The sequence below is a fragment of the Streptococcus mitis genome (assembly GCF_002096925.1).
Classification (GTDB): domain Bacteria; phylum Bacillota; class Bacilli; order Lactobacillales; family Streptococcaceae; genus Streptococcus; species Streptococcus mitis_AF.
Map to the genome: position 1 here is coordinate 15285 of NZ_NCVN01000025.1, position 16450 is coordinate 31734.

The following is a 16450-nucleotide window of genomic DNA, read 5'->3' on the forward strand; positions in this document are numbered from 1 at the left end:
AAAATCTATCGTTTCATTATACCATATTTCCCCATTTTCTTCTATCACTAAGCTATTTATTCTCAGGCACAAAGCCCATTTTTCAAAAAAATAAGCCGCCTGATTGGGCGACTTTATTTTTTATAGGGAGATTATTATGAAAAAGTTTTAGGAGTTTAAGTTAAGGTCTTCTTAACTTATGGACTTAGTATACACTTCCTAGCTTAAAGTTTCCTTAAGTATTTTTAAAAATCAATTTTTTCCATTTTTCCTGCCAATTTTTCTTGGATAATCGTGTTTGATAGAGCTTCATTCGGTCTTCATTCTCTAAAAAATGAGGAGTTGTACGAACTTGAAAATTCAAAATATCCTCCAAACCATAAGGTGCATAGAGTTCAAAATCAGATTCTTCATTCAAGCGTAGTCCAACAGCCGTACATCGTTCTGGATACTTACTCATAGCATCACAAGAGCTGCTATAGGGAGCAGTATGAGGGCTGTGCTGGTGCATATAGACCTGATTTTTCAATTCCCACTGGTACTGAGGAAAGTCCTCTCGCAGTTTTTTCTCTAGGGACAGGGTTTCCTCATAAGAAATATCCGGATCAAAGAAAATCACATCTACATCTGTTTCACAGTCAAAAGGGGATGTGTCTGACAAGAGATTCCAGATAAAATTTCTGACAGAACCTGCTGCCAACCACGAGTCTTTTAAGCCAAGATCTCGAATGATAGTCAAAATAGCCATCATATCTGGATTTTTTCTAAAAGCCTCTAGAATTTCTTGCTTATTTTTCATTGTACTCATACCCCAAATGATCATATGCCTTAGCAGTCGCAACTCGTCCTGAACGAGTTCGCATGATAAAACCTTTTTGAATCAAGTAGGGCTCATACATGTCCTCCACCGTCTCGCGCTCCTCGGCAATATTAACAGAAAGAGTTCCTAGACCAACAGGACCACCACCGTACATCTCAATCATGGTCCGAAGGATTTTCTGGTCCACATAGTCTAGACCTTCATGGTCAACATCCAGCATGGTCAAAGCCTTATCCGTAATAAGATCATCGATAACCCCATCCCCCATAATCTGGGCAAAATCGCGCACGCGCTTGAGGAGACGATTGGCAATACGAGGGGTCCCACGACTACGTAGGGCCAACTCAGAAGCTGCCTCATGAGTGATTTCCATCTCAAAAATATCTGCCGTCCGCTCGACAATTTCTGTTAAGTCCGCATGGGCATAATACTCCATATGACCTGTAATCCCAAAACGTGCCCGTAGAGGATTGGAAAGCATACCAGCCCGAGTCGTCGCCCCAATCAAGGTAAAAGGTGGCAACTCCAAATGAACACTGCGACTGCCTTCACCAGCCCCAATCATGATGTCAATGTAGAAGTCCTCCATGGCACTGTAAAGCACCTCTTCTACTGACATGGGCAAACGATGAATCTCATCAATAAAAAGGACATCCCCAGGCTCTAGGTCATTCAAAATAGCTACTAAATCACCGGCTTTTTCAATGACTGGACCAGAAGTTTGCTTGAGATTCACGCCTAATTCGTTAGCAATAACAAAGGCCATGGTCGTTTTCCCCAATCCTGGAGGGCCAAATAAGAGGACATGATCCAGCGCTTCATCCCGCATTTTGGCAGCTTCGATAAAGATTTGGAGCTGATCCTTGACCTTATCCTGCCCAATATATTCACGTAAGTACTGAGGACGGAGTGTGCGTTCTACTAACTCCTCATCCCCCATTATCTCATTATCTAAAATTCTACTCATGGCTCTATTATATCAAAAATCCAAGTCACAAACAAAAAAGCCACCTAATTAGGTGACTCCTAAGTTTAGCACTTATGTGGTATAATATTCCACGGCACTGCTACACCGCCTACGAAAGGAGGTGAGATAGCCCATGATGGATACAATACTTAAAACTATCATCGGACCAATTGTGGTCGGTGTCGTTCTTCGGATAGTCGATAAATGGCTAAACAAGGACAAATAGTGTCAAAAAGACCCCAAGCTTATTTGGACGTGAGCTTGGGGTCTTTTCTAGCCTATGATATAGACACAATACTTAATTCTCTTTCATTATCCCACAGTTCACACATTTTGTCAAAGGTTTACATTCTCGGCTTGTCATTTATAAGCAAAAATAATGTTCATCATGCGTTTATCTGCCAACAAATAAAGGAGACATGCCACCAAGGTAACCAGCCATATAGCATATACAGAAACTGTTAAAACCGTGAATTCCTCCATGATGATTAGTAGTAAATTTGCCAGATAATACCGCCCAACAACCGTTGTTAAAGCAAACAAACCTGCAAATGACAATAAAAAGGCAAGTGGTAGGGCAAGGATAAGTTCCTTCCGATATTTTCCTAAGAAGAGGACAATAATACCAGCAGACAGTGTATAAGCAAAAGCAATTGCTCCATAAACAAGTCCCCAAGATAACATTGCAAGACTAGAGAAAGCAAAATCACCATCCATTAGCTCTAGGACCAGCATAGACAAAAAAGTGAATTCACTGACTAGTAGATTAATCAACAAAGCAAGCATAAACTTCGCTTGGAGTAAATGTTTCAAATCGACAGGAATCAGTCTGAGATTTGAAATCGTTTTAGACATTTGTTCTATTCTTATCAAATCCACTAAAATCATGCTCGCAAAAGGGAGGAGAAAATAGTAGTTCAAAAAGAAGAAACCATTTTCTACATACCAGCCATTCACACTACCGAACGAATGACCTTGATAAACCTGATGACCAATCATAAACTCTAACAAAAAGAGCAGGATGGCTACAAAGGGAATTATATACAGTATCTTTCGCCTTCTTAGTTTAGTCAATTCTAGCATCAACATTTATTCATCCACCTTTCTTAACCAAGATTTAATGGACAAGAAAGACAAAACAAGTAAAGATAAACCTAGTACAATAATCGATAAGATAGCTGGCTGTTGAAGTACCACTCCTTCTCTGTTTCCTTCCCAGATTAAACTGTTAGCACTTGTTACTGGACTGATATTTGGACTCGTCCTTGCTAAAAAAAATGACACTAAAACATACATGACGCCGACCAAATTTCCAACTATCTCCTTGCCTCTTACTTTTATCATGACCAAAGCAACTAAAGGAAATACTCCCATGGGAATTAAGACACCACTACTCATACAAAGAGAGAAGAATCTTAATAATAAAGACAAACTGACTGTTGAAGAAAAGCGAGATAGTAGTGCAAATAAGGAAACCGAAATATAGGTGAATAACATGATACACAGAGCGTTGATTTCAATATACAAAATCTTAGCCCAGAATGTCTTCATCAGATTTGCTGAAGCGAGTTTCAAGTTGTTCATGATGCGATAGCGATATTCTACACCAAATGCCTGTATTGTATAGGAAACACAATACAAAGGGAGAATCAAAAAGTTTAAATAAGACAAAGAAAATTTATAGACAAAGGGGAAGGAGTCAAACAAGCCTCTCGCATCATTTACATAATAACAGATGAGAGCTAGGTAGAGGGAAACAACACCATATACGACAAAATTCAGTTTTTGATGCCTTTGTTTGAGAAATTCAATCTTCACTAAATCAAGCAATTCCCTCACCTCCTGTTACCCGCTTAAAGTAATCCTCTAAACTTTCATTGTTTTTATAAGAATATTCTTTTAGAACTATTCCGTTGTCTTTTAAGGCGTTAGATACAACCGCAATGTCAAAGGCAGGTGATTCTCCCTGAAGTTCAAGTTCTATATCCGAAAGAACACTAATCTGTTCTTGCAGGTTTATCCTGCAAAGCACTTCCTTAGCTTGAGAAGCATCCGAAACAATTAGGTGGATTTTCCTTTTATCTGCACCATCTATTAATTCCTGCATAGTCTTTTCAGCCATAAGGTGGGCATCATGCAGTATCCCAACTCTATCTACAAGCTTTTCAAGTTCTGAAATAATGTGACTGGATATTAAAATCGAAATGCCATGATTGGTACTGAGCTCCTTTAGATAACGGCGCATTTCAAGGATACCAATAGGATCCAAACCATTTGTTGGTTCATCTAATATCAGAATTTTCGGCTGGTGCATGATAGCGTTAGCAATTGCTAACCTTTGCTTCATTCCCAGAGAATACTGTTTGAATAGTTTTTTATTTTCTCCATCTAATCCTACTACTTGTAAAGCTTGCTCTACTTGTTTTAGAGAAACTCCTCTCAATCTCGCAAAAATAGAGAGATTTTCAGGCCCCGTTAAATTAGGATAAAAAGAAGCACTGTCCAATACCACACCGATTTGAGATAGCAAGTCCTTAGAAAAGTCCCCTGACAGTTTTTCAGATAGAATCTTCACTTCACCACTATCCATCGCTGTCAAACCTAGAATAGCTTTGATAAAGGTAGTCTTTCCAACGCCATTTCTTCCTAGTAAGCCATAGATTTCTCCCTGTTTTAGCGTAAAGTCTATCTTATCTAAGACAATTTTCCCATCATAGGATTTTGATAAATTAGATGTCTGTATTACTGGATTTATCATTTTATTCTCCTCCTAACATCTATACACCCACATCAAGAGATATAATAGAGTAGTTCCTGTATAACTAGTTATAGAAGAGGGTAATAGGGTATAGCAAACTTACAATCCCCCTTTAAGTCCTTCAATCTGTGGCACGATCCATTTTATAAATGTTACTTCACAAAAAGTTTAATAAATCAATCCGCCAGCTCAAGATCAACTCCATTAGTTGTTGCAGCTTATTGTATAACTCTCGAACCCCAAATATATTGTGATTGATTTACAGTTTTTAAACGCAATCGCTTACAAATAATCCTGAAAAAAGATAATCTAAAAATGATTTTACGAAACTTTGCTAAAATACTCATATTAACCACCCTTTTCTTATCTTTACACTTGTAAGTGTACTACTTTAAATATTCTTTGTCAATAAAGAAGTATTCTTTTTTTCAGTTTTTTTTCAACTTATTCTTTTAAGACTATTTTATGTTGAAAAGTTGAAAAATAGAGATTAAAAGTATATAATTAATCGTAAATTTATTTAAAGAAGGTTTAAAGATGAGCATATTATCTGATAAACTAAAAGCCAAGAGAAAAGAAAAAGGATTCTCACAAAAAACACTTTCCGAAGGAATTTGTGAGCAAAGTCAAATCAGCAAAATAGAACGTGGCAACTATATGCCTGCTGCTGATTTACTCTATAAACTTGCAAATCGGCTTCAAGTTCCCTTAGATTATTTTTTCGATGAACAGATTGAAATGACTTCCAATATAACACCGTTTAAGAAATTAGCAGAAAAATTACTTGAAGATCGTAATTACGAGGATTTAGAATACCTCTTAAACTTAGAAAAAGAAAAGTCTCAGTATCTCTCTACTGAGGATGAATTTTATCTTCTATGGATTCAAGCGATTATCCTTTTCTACTTACATAGTTCCAAAGATGAAGCTATCGCCAGTCTAGAAAACGCTTTGCCAAAGCTTTCGGTCAGCTCATCTGTGTATCTTAAACTCCTCAATACTTTATCTAATTTTTATTTTTCTGTAGGGCGTGATGCAGAATATGAAGAAAATAACTCACTTCTTATCAGTTTGTATCAGGAAAAAGATTTAAACCACCAAGAGTATTTATTTGGTTATATTCGAGTTAAACATAATTTCGCCTATTATTTACACTCTAAAGGGAAGGAATTAGAAGCCGTCCAAGAAGCCTTAGAAACCATTGACTTTTGTAAACAAAAAGAGACCAGCTATCAGCTGGCTCCTCTTTTAACTATCGTTGCGAATGCCGGAAAAGATTTTTTAAAGCACGATGAAATTCTTGACTATTATTTACAGGCTCGTGATATCTGTAAAATATACGAACACAAGCTCATGATGGCTAAGATTGATCATTTTTTGAAAGATAAGGATAGGTGACTTCAATCGTAATAAGTTATAATTACCAATTAGCTATAAACGTAAAAGTGGAGAGAAACTAATGTCGTTTTCTCCACTTTTGTTAATATCCCCTCTTCCATTTGTATCCCGCCAAACTTACTAATACAAGTAAAACTAAACTAAAGATAATAAAGAATGTCGTAAAACCAAATAATCCATTTTATGCCAAATCTGCCGTGTAAAGTTCGGTCTCTATAAAGAGAAGGTAAGAAAACTGATAAAACCAATCAGGAAAAGTCCACTGGCAATAAGAAAGAGTCTCCATAAAAGAATGAGAATTCCTCCTACTGCTAAAAAAATACTGGGACAAGGAGTAAATCATTCATGACTTTCTCCTTTCCAAATGCAAAAGCACTCTATCCTACTGAGAGAGTAGAGTATTTTATGGTATAATATTGTTCGGCACTTCTACACCGCCTGCGAAAGGAGGTGAGATAGCCCATGATAGAACTAATCCTTAAAACTATCATCGGACCGATTGTGGTCGGTGTCATCCTTCGCTTAGTCGATAAATGGCTAAACAAAGATAGATAGTGTCAAAAAAAGACCCCAAGCTTAATGTGGAAGTTAGCTTGGGGTCTTTTCTAGTCCATGATATAGAACTAATCCTTAATTCCTCTCCATTATCCCATAGTTCACAAAATTTGTCAAAACTTTACAACCTCACCCATTTAGCTTCTTCAACTTTATAATCTGTCCAATAAAGTTTATAAGATTGGGAGAAAGTTATCGAAAAATTATTTTTAGAATAATCCCCAAAAGCCTGAAATAGAGCCAAAAAACTCCACCTGATTGGGTGGAGTTAAGGGAGATTATTATGAAAAAGAAAAGTTTAGGATTTTATTAAATAAAGTTAGGAGGTCTTTATTTAATAGAGATATAATACAATACGAAGCTTAAAACTAGCTTAACTTTTCTCAAATTTTACTATTTTATACTCAATGAAAATCAAAGAGCAAACTAGGAAACTAGCCGCAGGCTGTACTTGAGTACGGCAAGGTGACGTTGACGTGGTTTGAATTTGATTTTCAAAGAGTATTACAAAAAAATTCTATCACCATCACCTCACCCCACAAAAAAAGCCACCTGATTGGGTGACTTCATTAGGAGATTATGATGAAAAAAAGTTTTAGGATTTCATTAAATAAAGTTAGGAGGTCTTTATTTAATGACTATATGATACTAGACCATCCTTAAACTTTGCTTAAGAAAAACAAGTTTTGTTATTTTTCTCTATTCACCCAAGTCATCCCTATACAATTATAGGTGGATAAGATTTCAAAGCCCATAGAACGATAGAAGCCCAAGGTTCTTTCTGTCTCTTCTGTCACCAGCTGAACTTGATAGACATCTTTGTAATCCTCTAAAACCTCTTTCATTAGGGCACTACCAATCCCTTGACGCTGATAGATAGGTAAAACGATTAAATCCTGAACCAGTACTGATGAGAATCCATCTCCAACCAAACGTATCAAGCCCACCACAGTATCATCATCAAGCGCCACATAAATCGCTAATGAATGAGATAAGGCCTGCTCCAGCATCTCTGATTGATCGGTATAATTTGTCCAACCGACAGCCTGATAGAGATGCAAAACATCCTCTAGCTTGACAAATTCTTGCTTTTTAATAGTGATCATGTCAACACCTCTTAAAACTCTCTCAAGCTCTTGTACTGCCGTCCATTTTTATCAAAATTTTCAGGAGCCAACCATGCTTCCAATCGAGCTTTGACTTGAGGCCAGTCCTTATCAATCATAGACAACCAATCCGTATCCCTAGTACGCCCCTTATAAACGACTGCCTGGCGGAAGGTTCCTTCATAAACAAATCCCAAACGCTCCGCAGCTCGTCTGGATGGCAGATTAAGAGAATCACATTTCCATTCGTAGCGACGATAGTTAAGCTCCTCAAAAACATAACGTGCCAAGAGATACTGAGCTTCTGTCCCTATTCGTGTTCCCCTGAGTTCTGGAGAAAAAGTGACCGCTCCCACTTCTATCACTCGATTATTCTGGTCAATGCGCATGAGAGAAAATGTTCCCAAAGCCTTACCAGTTTCCTTGTCTATAATTGCATAGTAAAAGCGATCCTTACGAGCCAACATCTGATTTAAAAGGCTAGCCAGCTCCTCCATATCTGCCACTGGTTCCTGAAAGAGGTAAGTCCACATCTCCCGCGGAGTATCTGGACCATAAACAGCTAATAAATCATCCGCATGCTTTTCCACCGAAAGAGCCTCTACCCTAGCATAACGCCCTTCTAAGAAACCAATAGAAGGCAATTCGCCCGGTGTATAACCTTCCATTGACTCCCCAATCATCTGATCATATTCATTTACTGGCATTTTTCTTCTCCTTGTTTTACGCTGAAAATACTATATCACAAATTGTTCTCTTTGGAAACTGGCACTGTCTTCAAACTTCATCCTCAACACTATATTAGTGACCCGTTTTCTGTCTTTTATCCTCTAAGGCTTGATTAATTCGTTGTGTGAGTTTGTGAGTTTGCCAGATTTGATACAACCATATCAATCCATAAATTAACAAGAAAAAGAACCAAAGCAGAGGGCTCCATAAAACTGAACCCCAGCCAAAAAATAGAGAGGTCAATACTAAGACAGTAGCTGTAACTAATAAATGAACTCCTACACGTATACTAAAAGCAAGAAACTCTAGCTTTTCAAGTATTAAAGTCAATACCCCCATAATTCCACCCATTAAAAACAGAGCTAGAATATTTTTTACCATTGGTGCAGGATAGGTAATGCTTGGATAACACTGAGCTAATAACATCATACTCAAATAAAAGAAGGAAGCCGTGCGCATTCCCGATACAAAATAATCAATTAATCGTTTCATGATTTTCTCCTATAAACCTAGATAATTCATTAGGGACTTAACGTATTTCCGGCTCACACTAGATTTGATGCCCCGAGTCATTTTAGCCATCATGTTCCCTGAAAAACTATCTGATAACGATTCTAAGTGGTCAATGTTTATAATTGAATGACGTGATATCTGTATAAAGTTACGCCGATTAATCCGATTCTGAAAGTTTATCAATGTTTCCTTCGTTTTATAAATCCCGTCTACCGTATAAATGGTTAATAAATTCTTATCAATATCAGCTAGAATAATATCCTCAATCTTCACCATAACCAGATAATCATCCGCCCGAATAGGAATGGCCACCTGATTGGTTGTTGAAAATTGTTCTAAATACTCCATAACTTCCCTTGCTTGGTCAGTTAACTGAGCTGCCTGAATTACAATATGTGGGTCCTTTTCTGAAAACTCTGTCTTCATTTCAAAACGAATCTTCATTTTCTCTCCAATATACCTTTATTTTCTCTTGCTAAACACTTTAACAAATAAAAGCCAAAGAAGAATAGCGACAAGACTGATAATAACCACTATAAAGTATGTCTCTTCCTTTGTCAATAGTTCTTGCCAGTTGATTTGAATTCCCATTTTTTCTTGAAATTCCTGTAATAGACTGCTATTTTCTGTAAATGCGGTCTCTAATGGTTCTTTCATTAAAATCTGTCGATAAAGAGAAGCAATATAAGTTGCAGGGGTACACTTCATGATAATCTGTGCAAAATCAGGTAATACCCCAATAGGGACATAAGTTCCTACCAAAAATCCAGAAGCAGTCCCCACTATAGTTGCCAGTTTTCCAAGACTATCTACAGATTGAAAACGGTAAATCAAAAGAATATTTACCACACTTGAAAGCAGACTACTTAACAGCATAATCAAAGTAATTTCTGGTAAATGACTGATAACTGGACTTTCTTTAAAATAAAGGCTCATAACAGCAAACATAAACACCTGCATGACAAAAGAAATGATAATACTGCTGATTAGATAGGACACCTGTAAGCCCCAGCTACCTAAATCTGTCAAGAAAAGATCTTGATCTACTTGATTTTCACGATCCTGTACCATTTGTGTAAGAGCCGTAAAACTGGTTGTGATCCCCGTCACAGCCAAGGTCCCACCCGTCAGCCAGTTATTTAAAAGCTTCGTATTGTCAGGGAGTTGGGTCCAAGCATCCGTCAAGTTCTTCTGTAAAAAAATGATATAAAGTAGGAAGGAAATCAATGCCCCCAATAATGAGAAAAATACTCCTGAACGATTACGAAAATATAAGATAAAATTCCGTTTCAATAAAGCTAACATTAGCGAACCTCTCTTCCTGTAAGTGCAATAAAGGCATCATCCATAGTGCCTGGGCGAAACTCAAAATAATCAATTTCTTCTCGAACTTTTGCCAAAAATTCAATAGCTTCCAGTGACGTTCTTGGATAAAAAAGATATTCCAACTTATTTTCTTTCTCTACTACCATTCCAGTCCGTAGCAATTTTTCTAAATCGGTTATTTCTTTAAAACGAATTTTTAGGATATTAGATGCATACTGACTTTTAATCTTAGTCGCAGAACCTTGCGCAATCACTTTCCCATGATCAACGATATAGATCTGATCCGCTTCATCCGCTTCATCCAAATAATGAGTCGTTAAGATAATAGTCATCCCTTCATCCTTTTGTAGTCGATACAGAAGATCCCAGATGGATTTGCGAGTCTGAATATCAAGACCTGTCGTTGGTTCATCCAAGAAAAGAATATCTGGTCGCGAAAGAAGAGCACGCGCAATATCAACCCGACGTTTTTGTCCACCTGACAAAGTCCCATATAGTTGTTTCTGGAAAGCAGTCAAGCCCAGTTGATGGATCAAATCATCCACACGACTTGCTGCAATCTCCTTATACTGTTGAGCACGAATCGTGAGATTTTCCCTAACCGTTAACATCTCATCTAGTACACTAGCTTGAAAAACAACTCCGATTTTCGTATTTGGCGCATAGCGAATCTGACCTTGTGTCGGCTTTTTCAAGCCGATTAACATGGAAATAGTGGTTGATTTACCTGCACCATTGGGACCCAAAATAGCATTGAAACTTCCTTTTTCAAACTCTAACTGAATATCATCGACAGCCATATGAGTGCCGTACCGTTTAGTCAAATGTTTAGCTTGTAAAATCATATTTCTTCCCTCCTTTTATCTCACTAGTTTAACAAAAATAATGACAGAAAAATCGACTTTTGAGATAAGTGGTTAAAATAAAAGGTTAAGTGGTGAGATAATTAGGGTTAAGTTAAAGTAGAGAAGGCTACAGCCATTTTTCTCCTACCGAATTGCTAAATGAAGCTTAAAAACACTTACAAAAACACATTATATTTTTAAATATGCGCTATAAAAGAGATGTTTTACCGCATCTGACCGAAAAATTCAAGAATCGGTAGTATTATTCTCGCCAAATCAAACAATAAAAAATTAACTAGAAATCATGACACACAATCCCTTCTATCAAAATGAAACTGCTGAATATGATATGATTGAATTTGAAGCAAGTAAGTATTGTCCTGAATTTGAAACTTCCATTAGCCAAATTTTTAACGACAAGTAAATCCATTAGGAAATAATCTATGAAAAGAATTTTCAATACAAGCAAAAAACAGCTCTTTTTATCCGAGAAGAGCTGTTCTATTTTATGAAAGAGAAAGTCACTAGTAACTCTTGTACTTCTCTCTACGTTTTTACTGTTTGTATTCAAATTTCTCTTGTTTTAGTGTTTGCTTTTGTAGACTGGACTACCAACCAGAACTGTGTTTTTATCTTAGTTGGGACTATTATAGTACGGTTCAGGACTATCTACAAATTCTTCAGATGTGTATCAAAAAAACTTATCGTAGCAAACCAAGAGTCTACACTTTCTTTCATTAATAAGCGCCAATCTTTTCGATAACGATGATTCGGTTGATAAGCAACCGTCAACATATGCCCTGTTTCATGGTATTTTTTAAACAAAATGGATTCCCCTTTATAATGTGAAATGATATCATCTATCGCGGATGATGCATTCCATATTTCATCAACATCGCTTCCTAGTAATAATAAAGGAGAGGAAATTTTACTCACATCAATCTGGGCCCTACTATCTTCAGGAATATGTTTTCCAAAAAACTTGTTTAACAAGTAATTTCCTAACTGAAATTTTTGATACGGAAGTTCTTTTTGCAAATATGTCCAAGAAGATGAATGAGAGTTGAGTTTTCCCTTTATTCCCTCAAATATTACATTTGAGGGGGAATTGAGTACCAAACATTGCACATCTTCCAAAATACTTTGTCCAACCAGAACAAGCTCTGCTCCTTTAGAGCGACCATATATTCCTATTTTTGTATTATCAACTTGAGGATGATGATATAGAAAATCTTTCGCCTCCTCCAGACATTCTATTGGAATTCGTTCTAAATTTTGGGGTAATCCCTCTAAACCAAAATAAGCTATAGCAAGACAAATATAGCCTCTTGAAGATAAAAGTTGGGCAATATTCTGAGCTTTTTCAATTCTTCCCTCACTACCGCTAACAATAATCACGGCTGGTGCCTTTCTTAACTTTTCATCATAAAATAATCGACCTTGAAAATGTTTGTCATAGATATCTTGATATCTTACTCCTAGATTCATATAACGCCTTACAAAACTTTGCTCCGCGATCACATCTTTCCCCAGCTTGATTTTAATTTCAACACCAAAACAATCTCGTAATGGAATTCTATCAAGAGAACTCGGTAATCTTCTTTTCCTATTCTTCAACGGTTTCGCATTAAAGAATAAGCCCATTTCTGAAATCCCTTTATAAGATCCCGAAATAGATGCTGTCTGAGAGGTATCAATCATACCGTCCTCATCAGATAAAAAAATTGCGGTTGATTTCCATATAACATCATGATCTAAAAGCAAGGGAGCATTTATACAGTAATAATCAGACAGGTACATTTCTACACAATACATTGCCCTTGGTTCTAAACCATTAATAGCAATATAAAAAGATTCATCCGCTAAATCTGTTTGTGAAATCAGTTCTATGTTTACAGTCATGTCTTCTCCTTTTTGTTAATTCACTTAACAATTATATTTGAAATTTACCGTGACTTTTACCACGGTAATTCTCCCCACACCTTTTCAATATCATCCATCAATTTCACAACTGTTTGAAGTTCCACCTCGCTATAGTTGTTTAAAACTGAAAAGATTGATTTTTCAATATATGCTTGTTGCTCCTTATGGATTTTAAAAATTTCGATGCCTTTTTCAGATAATCTCAAATATTTATTTTTCCCATTATTCGGATCAAAATCAAAAACAACTAAATTTTTTTGAATCAATCTCCTAATACTTTGAGTTATTGCACTTCTTGAAACTTCTAATAATTCAGATAATTTTACTAGATTTAAGGGCTGATTTTCCCCAATCACAACAATCAAATGTACCTCATTCAAAGTAATGGATTTGTCAACACCACTTTTATGTTGATTTTTTTTTAACTGGTCAAACGCTAAAATAAATCTATTGAAACGATTATTAAATGCAATAAATTCTTTTTTATCCATAATCTCTCTTTCCTTTGTTAATCATATTAACAAAACAGAAACTTCCTGTCAAATAAAAAATCCCCCAGATTCTACTCTGAAGGATTCCTATCTTATTTCACAACAATGTTAACCAATTTATTCGGTACCGCAATCACTTTCACGATTTCCTTACCATCAATTTCTGCTTTAACTTTTTCATCAGCTAGAGCAATCTCTTGCAATTCTTCGCGTGATAGGTCTTTAGCGACCATGAGTTTGACACGAACTTTTCCTTTGATTTGAACAACGATTTCGATTTCATCTTCAACCAATTTGCTTTCGTCCCATGTTGGCCAAGCCACGTAAGAGATTGACTCACCTGTTGCTGCAACAGTTTGCCAGAGCTCTTCTGCCAAGTGAGGAGCAAATGGTGCAATCAACTGAACGAAGCCTTTGGCGTAGTCTACATAAAGTTTGTCTTCCTTGTTGGCAGCGTTGACAAAGACCATAAGTTGGGCAATGGCTGTGTTGAATTTGAGAGATTCGATTTGCTCTGTGACAGCTTTAACGGTTTCGTTGTAAACCTTGTCGAGAGCGCCATTGTTTTCTGCAACAATTTCCTTGCTTGTAATCAAACGGTAAACACGGTCAAGGAACTTACGGCTTCCTTCCAGACCTTCTTCTGACCAAGCAATCGAAGCATCAAGTGGTCCCATGAACATTTCATAGACACGAAGGGTATCGGCACCGTATTGCTCCACTACGTCGTCTGGGTTAACAACGTTCTTGAGCGATTTAGACATCTTGGCTGGTGCTTGCTCCAACTCTTCCCCCGTTTCTACATGGAAGAAAGAACCGTCACGTTTTTCAACCTTGTCAGTTGCCACAAGAGCCCCACGGTGGTCACGATAGCTTGTTCCCAAAATCATTCCTTGGTTAAAGAGTTTTTGGAATGGTTCTTTCGTCGGAACAACACCGAGGTCATAGAGGAATTTGTGCCAGAAACGAGCGTAGAGCAAGTGAAGAACAGCATGCTCTGCACCACCCACGTAGATATCTACTGGCAACCATTGTTTAAGAAGATCCTCATCAGCCAATTTCTCAGTATTGTGTGGGTCAATATAGCGGAGGTAGTACCAGCTTGAACCTGCCCATTGTGGCATGGTGTTGGTTTCACGACGACCCTTGACACCATCTTCACGAGTCACTTCAAGCCAGTCTGTCAAATTAGCTAGTGGACTTTCACCAGTACCTGAGGGACGGATATCCTTGGTTACAGGCAAGACAAGTGGCAATTCATTTTCAGGAACAGCTGTTGAAGTTCCATCTTCCCAATGAATGATTGGAATTGGCTCACCCCAGTAACGTTGACGGCTAAAGAGCCAGTCGCGGAGACGGTAGGTAACCTTCTCTTGTCCACAGCCTTTTTCTTCCAACCAAGCCACAATCTTAGCAATTGCGTCTTCTTTGTTGAGTCCATCTAGGAAGTCTGAATTGACATGAAGTCCATCTTCTGTGTAGGCAGCTTCTGCTACATTTCCACCTTCCAGCACCTCTACGATTGGAAGGTCAAACTGTTTGGCAAATTCCCAGTCACGTTGGTCATGAGCAGGAACAGCCATTACTGCACCTGTACCATAACTAGCAAGAACATAGTCGGCAATCCAGACTGGAATTTCCTTACCATTGACAGGGTTGATGGCATAAGCACCAGTCCAAACACCAGTTTTTTCTTTGGCAAGGTCTGTACGAGCCAAGTCAGACTTAAGGCTAGCTTGGTGTTTATAGTCTGCTACTGCCTCTGCTTGCTCTGGACTTGTGATGGCGTCTACTAATTCATGTTCAGGAGCCAAAACAGTGAAAGTCGCACCGAAAAGAGTATCAGGACGAGTAGTAAAGACAGTGAATTCCTTATCAGTTCCCTTAACCTTGAAGGTTACATTAGCACCAGTTGATTTACCAATCCAGTTGCGTTGCATATCCTTGATAGACTCTGGCCAATCTAGTTCATCTAAGTCATTAAGCAAGCGCTCTGCGTAAGCCGTGATTTTGAGCATCCATTGGCGCATTGGTTTGCGGACAACTGGATAGCCTCCACGCTCAGAAGTTCCGTCAGGAAGCACTTCTTCATTGGCAATGGCAGTTCCCAATTCCTCAACCCAGTTTACTGGCACTTCCGCTTCATAGGCCAAACCTTTTTTGTAAAGCTTAGTGAAAATCCATTGCGTCCATTTGTAGTAATTTGGATCTGTTGTATTGACTTCACGATCCCAGTCATAAGAAAATCCAAGCGCATTGATTTGTCGTTTGAAGTTGGCAATATTTTCCGCTGTAAATTCTGCTGGGTCATTACCTGTATCCATAGCGTATTGCTCTGCAGGCAAACCAAAAGCATCCCAACCCATTGGGTGAAGGACATTGTAGCCTTGCGCACGTTTGTAACGGCTGAGGATATCGGTTGCTGTATAGCCTTCTGGGTGTCCTACGTGCAGACCCGCTCCAGATGGATAAGGGAACATATCAAGCGCATAAAACTTTGGTTTTGATGCATCTGTTCCTGTCTTAAAGGTATGATGTTCTGCCCAGTAGCCCTGCCACTTAGGCTCAATTTCTTTATGATTGTAAAAACTCATGGTCTCTCTCCAATTTTGTGATGCTACTATTATACCATTTTTGAGGGAATTTGAAAGACGAGAAATGTTCTTTTGGACTTGGATGGCAAGAAAGACCGAATCGCAAATCCAGCTTATGTAGCAGTATAAAAATTAGCCCTCATTAGGCAGTCTGACGCTCAGCAGTCTAAAAGCAATCTGAGTTCACACATCTTATGAGTAAATTAAAAGACGGTTTAAAAAATGTACTGACCCCAAAAAGTTAGACAATTAATTTAAGCAAAGGATTTAGTTCTGTATTGTACAGGGCTAAGTCCTTTTAGTTTTACCTTAATTCGTTTGTTGTTGTAGTAATCAATATAGTCTACAATAGCTTGTTCCAAGTGTTCAAGTGACTGAAACGTATTCTCATAACCATAAAACATTTCAGACTTAAGAATGCCAAAGAAAGATTCCATCATACCGTT

Annotated in this window: 18 protein-coding genes and 1 pseudogene; 3 read left to right on the forward strand and 16 right to left on the reverse strand. The window is 37.7% G+C overall.

The genetic code is table 11. The features are described from left to right. Positions 1 to 214: 214 nt before the first annotated feature. Positions 215 to 787 (reverse strand): nucleotidyltransferase family protein, encoded by a 573-nt coding sequence (locus tag B7692_RS05720; protein ID WP_084930193.1) that lies wholly within the window; start codon positions 785 to 787, stop codon positions 215 to 217. Continuing rightward, positions 768 to 1766 (reverse strand): Holliday junction branch migration DNA helicase RuvB, encoded by a 999-nt coding sequence (ruvB, locus tag B7692_RS05725; protein WP_084930181.1) that lies wholly within the window; start codon positions 1764 to 1766, stop codon positions 768 to 770. The genes B7692_RS05720 and ruvB overlap by 20 nt, the downstream gene beginning before the upstream one ends. Before the next feature lie 133 nt (positions 1767 to 1899). Between ruvB and B7692_RS05730 the strand changes: the two genes are divergently transcribed. Further along, the gene (locus B7692_RS05730; protein WP_000969508.1) at positions 1900 to 1992 is read left to right on the forward strand and encodes a type I toxin-antitoxin system Fst family toxin; all 93 of its coding nucleotides are present in this window, start codon (positions 1900 to 1902) and stop codon (positions 1990 to 1992) included. 134 nt (positions 1993 to 2126) lie between these two features. On the opposite strand, the gene B7692_RS05735 is transcribed toward B7692_RS05730, so the two are convergent. The 3 genes from B7692_RS05735 to B7692_RS05745 are packed head-to-tail and all read right to left on the reverse strand — an operon-like array spanning position 2127 to position 4524. Further along, positions 2127 to 2855, reverse strand: coding sequence for an ABC transporter permease (locus tag B7692_RS05735; RefSeq protein WP_084930182.1), 729 nt, complete (start codon positions 2853 to 2855; stop codon positions 2127 to 2129). Next, positions 2856 to 3596 carry an ABC transporter permease gene (locus B7692_RS05740; protein ID WP_084930183.1) on the reverse strand — a complete coding sequence of 247 codons (741 nt, stop codon included), beginning with the start codon at positions 3594 to 3596 and terminating at the stop codon, positions 2856 to 2858. Continuing rightward, positions 3589 to 4524, reverse strand: a complete 936-nt coding sequence (locus B7692_RS05745) for an ABC transporter ATP-binding protein (protein WP_084930184.1) — start codon at positions 4522 to 4524, stop codon at positions 3589 to 3591. Before B7692_RS05745 ends, B7692_RS05740 begins: the two co-directional genes overlap by 8 nt. A gap of 537 nt (positions 4525 to 5061) precedes the next feature. Between B7692_RS05745 and B7692_RS05750 the strand changes: the two genes are divergently transcribed. Continuing rightward, entirely contained in the window at positions 5062 to 5922 is an 861-nt protein-coding gene (locus tag B7692_RS05750; RefSeq protein WP_000025783.1) for a helix-turn-helix domain-containing protein, read from the forward strand. A gap of 82 nt (positions 5923 to 6004) precedes the next feature. Here B7692_RS05750 and B7692_RS11535 read toward each other — a convergent pair. Further along, positions 6005 to 6269, reverse strand: a pseudogene (locus B7692_RS11535) (DUF5966 family protein). 115 nt (positions 6270 to 6384) lie between these two features. Here B7692_RS11535 and B7692_RS05760 point away from each other — a divergent pair. Beyond that, positions 6385 to 6477, forward strand: coding sequence for a type I toxin-antitoxin system Fst family toxin (locus B7692_RS05760; protein WP_084930185.1), 93 nt, complete (start codon positions 6385 to 6387; stop codon positions 6475 to 6477). 689 nt (positions 6478 to 7166) lie between these two features. On the opposite strand, the gene B7692_RS05765 is transcribed toward B7692_RS05760, so the two are convergent. The 10 genes from B7692_RS05765 to B7692_RS05815 form a co-directional block, all read right to left on the reverse strand. Continuing rightward, a complete protein-coding gene (locus B7692_RS05765; protein WP_084930186.1) occupies positions 7167 to 7583 on the reverse strand; it encodes a GNAT family N-acetyltransferase in 417 nt (138 codons plus the stop codon). An 11-nt stretch (positions 7584 to 7594) separates the two neighbouring features. Beyond that, complete coding sequence (locus B7692_RS05770; protein WP_084930187.1) at positions 7595 to 8290, reverse strand: GNAT family N-acetyltransferase; 696 nt, start codon at positions 8288 to 8290, stop codon at positions 7595 to 7597. A gap of 94 nt (positions 8291 to 8384) precedes the next feature. After that, positions 8385 to 8804, reverse strand: coding sequence for a DUF3021 domain-containing protein (locus B7692_RS05775; RefSeq protein ID WP_084930188.1), 420 nt, complete (start codon positions 8802 to 8804; stop codon positions 8385 to 8387). A gap of 9 nt (positions 8805 to 8813) precedes the next feature. After that, on the reverse strand, positions 8814 to 9269 hold the full coding sequence (locus B7692_RS05780; RefSeq protein WP_049543950.1) for a LytTR family DNA-binding domain-containing protein: 456 nt from the start codon (positions 9267 to 9269) through the stop codon (positions 8814 to 8816). An 18-nt stretch (positions 9270 to 9287) separates the two neighbouring features. Continuing rightward, a complete protein-coding gene (locus tag B7692_RS05785) occupies positions 9288 to 10130 on the reverse strand; it encodes an ABC transporter permease (protein ID WP_084930189.1) in 843 nt (280 codons plus the stop codon). Then, positions 10130 to 10996, reverse strand: a complete 867-nt coding sequence (locus tag B7692_RS05790) for an ABC transporter ATP-binding protein (RefSeq protein ID WP_060627425.1) — start codon at positions 10994 to 10996, stop codon at positions 10130 to 10132. The genes B7692_RS05785 and B7692_RS05790 overlap by 1 nt, the downstream gene beginning before the upstream one ends. A gap of 669 nt (positions 10997 to 11665) precedes the next feature. After that, complete coding sequence (locus tag B7692_RS05800) at positions 11666 to 12898, reverse strand: acyl-CoA thioesterase/bile acid-CoA:amino acid N-acyltransferase family protein (RefSeq protein ID WP_084930190.1); 1233 nt, start codon at positions 12896 to 12898, stop codon at positions 11666 to 11668. Positions 12899 to 12954: 56 nt separating this feature from the next. After that, positions 12955 to 13410: a MarR family winged helix-turn-helix transcriptional regulator gene (locus tag B7692_RS05805; protein WP_084930191.1), complete on the reverse strand. Its 456-nt coding sequence runs from the start codon at positions 13408 to 13410 to the stop codon at positions 12955 to 12957. A 92-nt stretch (positions 13411 to 13502) separates the two neighbouring features. Beyond that, positions 13503 to 16004 (reverse strand): leucine--tRNA ligase, encoded by a 2502-nt coding sequence (leuS, locus tag B7692_RS05810; RefSeq protein ID WP_084930192.1) that lies wholly within the window; start codon positions 16002 to 16004, stop codon positions 13503 to 13505. 254 nt (positions 16005 to 16258) lie between these two features. Next, positions 16259 to 16450: IS3 family transposase (locus B7692_RS05815; protein ID WP_142360031.1), on the reverse strand; the 192-nt coding region annotated here is incomplete at its 5' end.

Bases quoted from the DNA above. Each gene is read 5' to 3' on its own strand.
- B7692_RS05790 (WP_060627425.1), bottom strand. From the start codon at position 10,996: ATGATTTTACAAGCTAAACATTTGACTAAACGGTACGGCACTCATATG.
- B7692_RS05750 (WP_000025783.1), top strand. From the start codon at position 5,062: ATGAGCATATTATCTGATAAACTAAAAGCCAAGAGAAAAGAAAAAGGA.
- B7692_RS05780 (WP_049543950.1), bottom strand. From the start codon at position 9,269: ATGAAGATTCGTTTTGAAATGAAGACAGAGTTTTCAGAAAAGGACCCA.
- B7692_RS05785 (WP_084930189.1), bottom strand. From the start codon at position 10,130: ATGTTAGCTTTATTGAAACGGAATTTTATCTTATATTTTCGTAATCGT.
- B7692_RS05805 (WP_084930191.1), bottom strand. From the start codon at position 13,410: ATGGATAAAAAAGAATTTATTGCATTTAATAATCGTTTCAATAGATTT.
- B7692_RS05775 (WP_084930188.1), bottom strand. From the start codon at position 8,804: ATGAAACGATTAATTGATTATTTTGTATCGGGAATGCGCACGGCTTCC.
- B7692_RS05735 (WP_084930182.1), bottom strand. From the start codon at position 2,855: ATGTTGATGCTAGAATTGACTAAACTAAGAAGGCGAAAGATACTGTAT.
- B7692_RS05760 (WP_084930185.1), top strand. From the start codon at position 6,385: ATGATAGAACTAATCCTTAAAACTATCATCGGACCGATTGTGGTCGGT.
- ruvB (WP_084930181.1), bottom strand. From the start codon at position 1,766: ATGAGTAGAATTTTAGATAATGAGATAATGGGGGATGAGGAGTTAGTA.
- B7692_RS05770 (WP_084930187.1), bottom strand. From the start codon at position 8,290: ATGCCAGTAAATGAATATGATCAGATGATTGGGGAGTCAATGGAAGGT.
- B7692_RS05730 (WP_000969508.1), top strand. From the start codon at position 1,900: ATGATGGATACAATACTTAAAACTATCATCGGACCAATTGTGGTCGGT.
- B7692_RS05800 (WP_084930190.1), bottom strand. From the start codon at position 12,898: ATGACTGTAAACATAGAACTGATTTCACAAACAGATTTAGCGGATGAA.
- B7692_RS05720 (WP_084930193.1), bottom strand. From the start codon at position 787: ATGAGTACAATGAAAAATAAGCAAGAAATTCTAGAGGCTTTTAGAAAA.
- B7692_RS05745 (WP_084930184.1), bottom strand. From the start codon at position 4,524: ATGATAAATCCAGTAATACAGACATCTAATTTATCAAAATCCTATGAT.
- leuS (WP_084930192.1), bottom strand. From the start codon at position 16,004: ATGAGTTTTTACAATCATAAAGAAATTGAGCCTAAGTGGCAGGGCTAC.
- B7692_RS05765 (WP_084930186.1), bottom strand. From the start codon at position 7,583: ATGATCACTATTAAAAAGCAAGAATTTGTCAAGCTAGAGGATGTTTTG.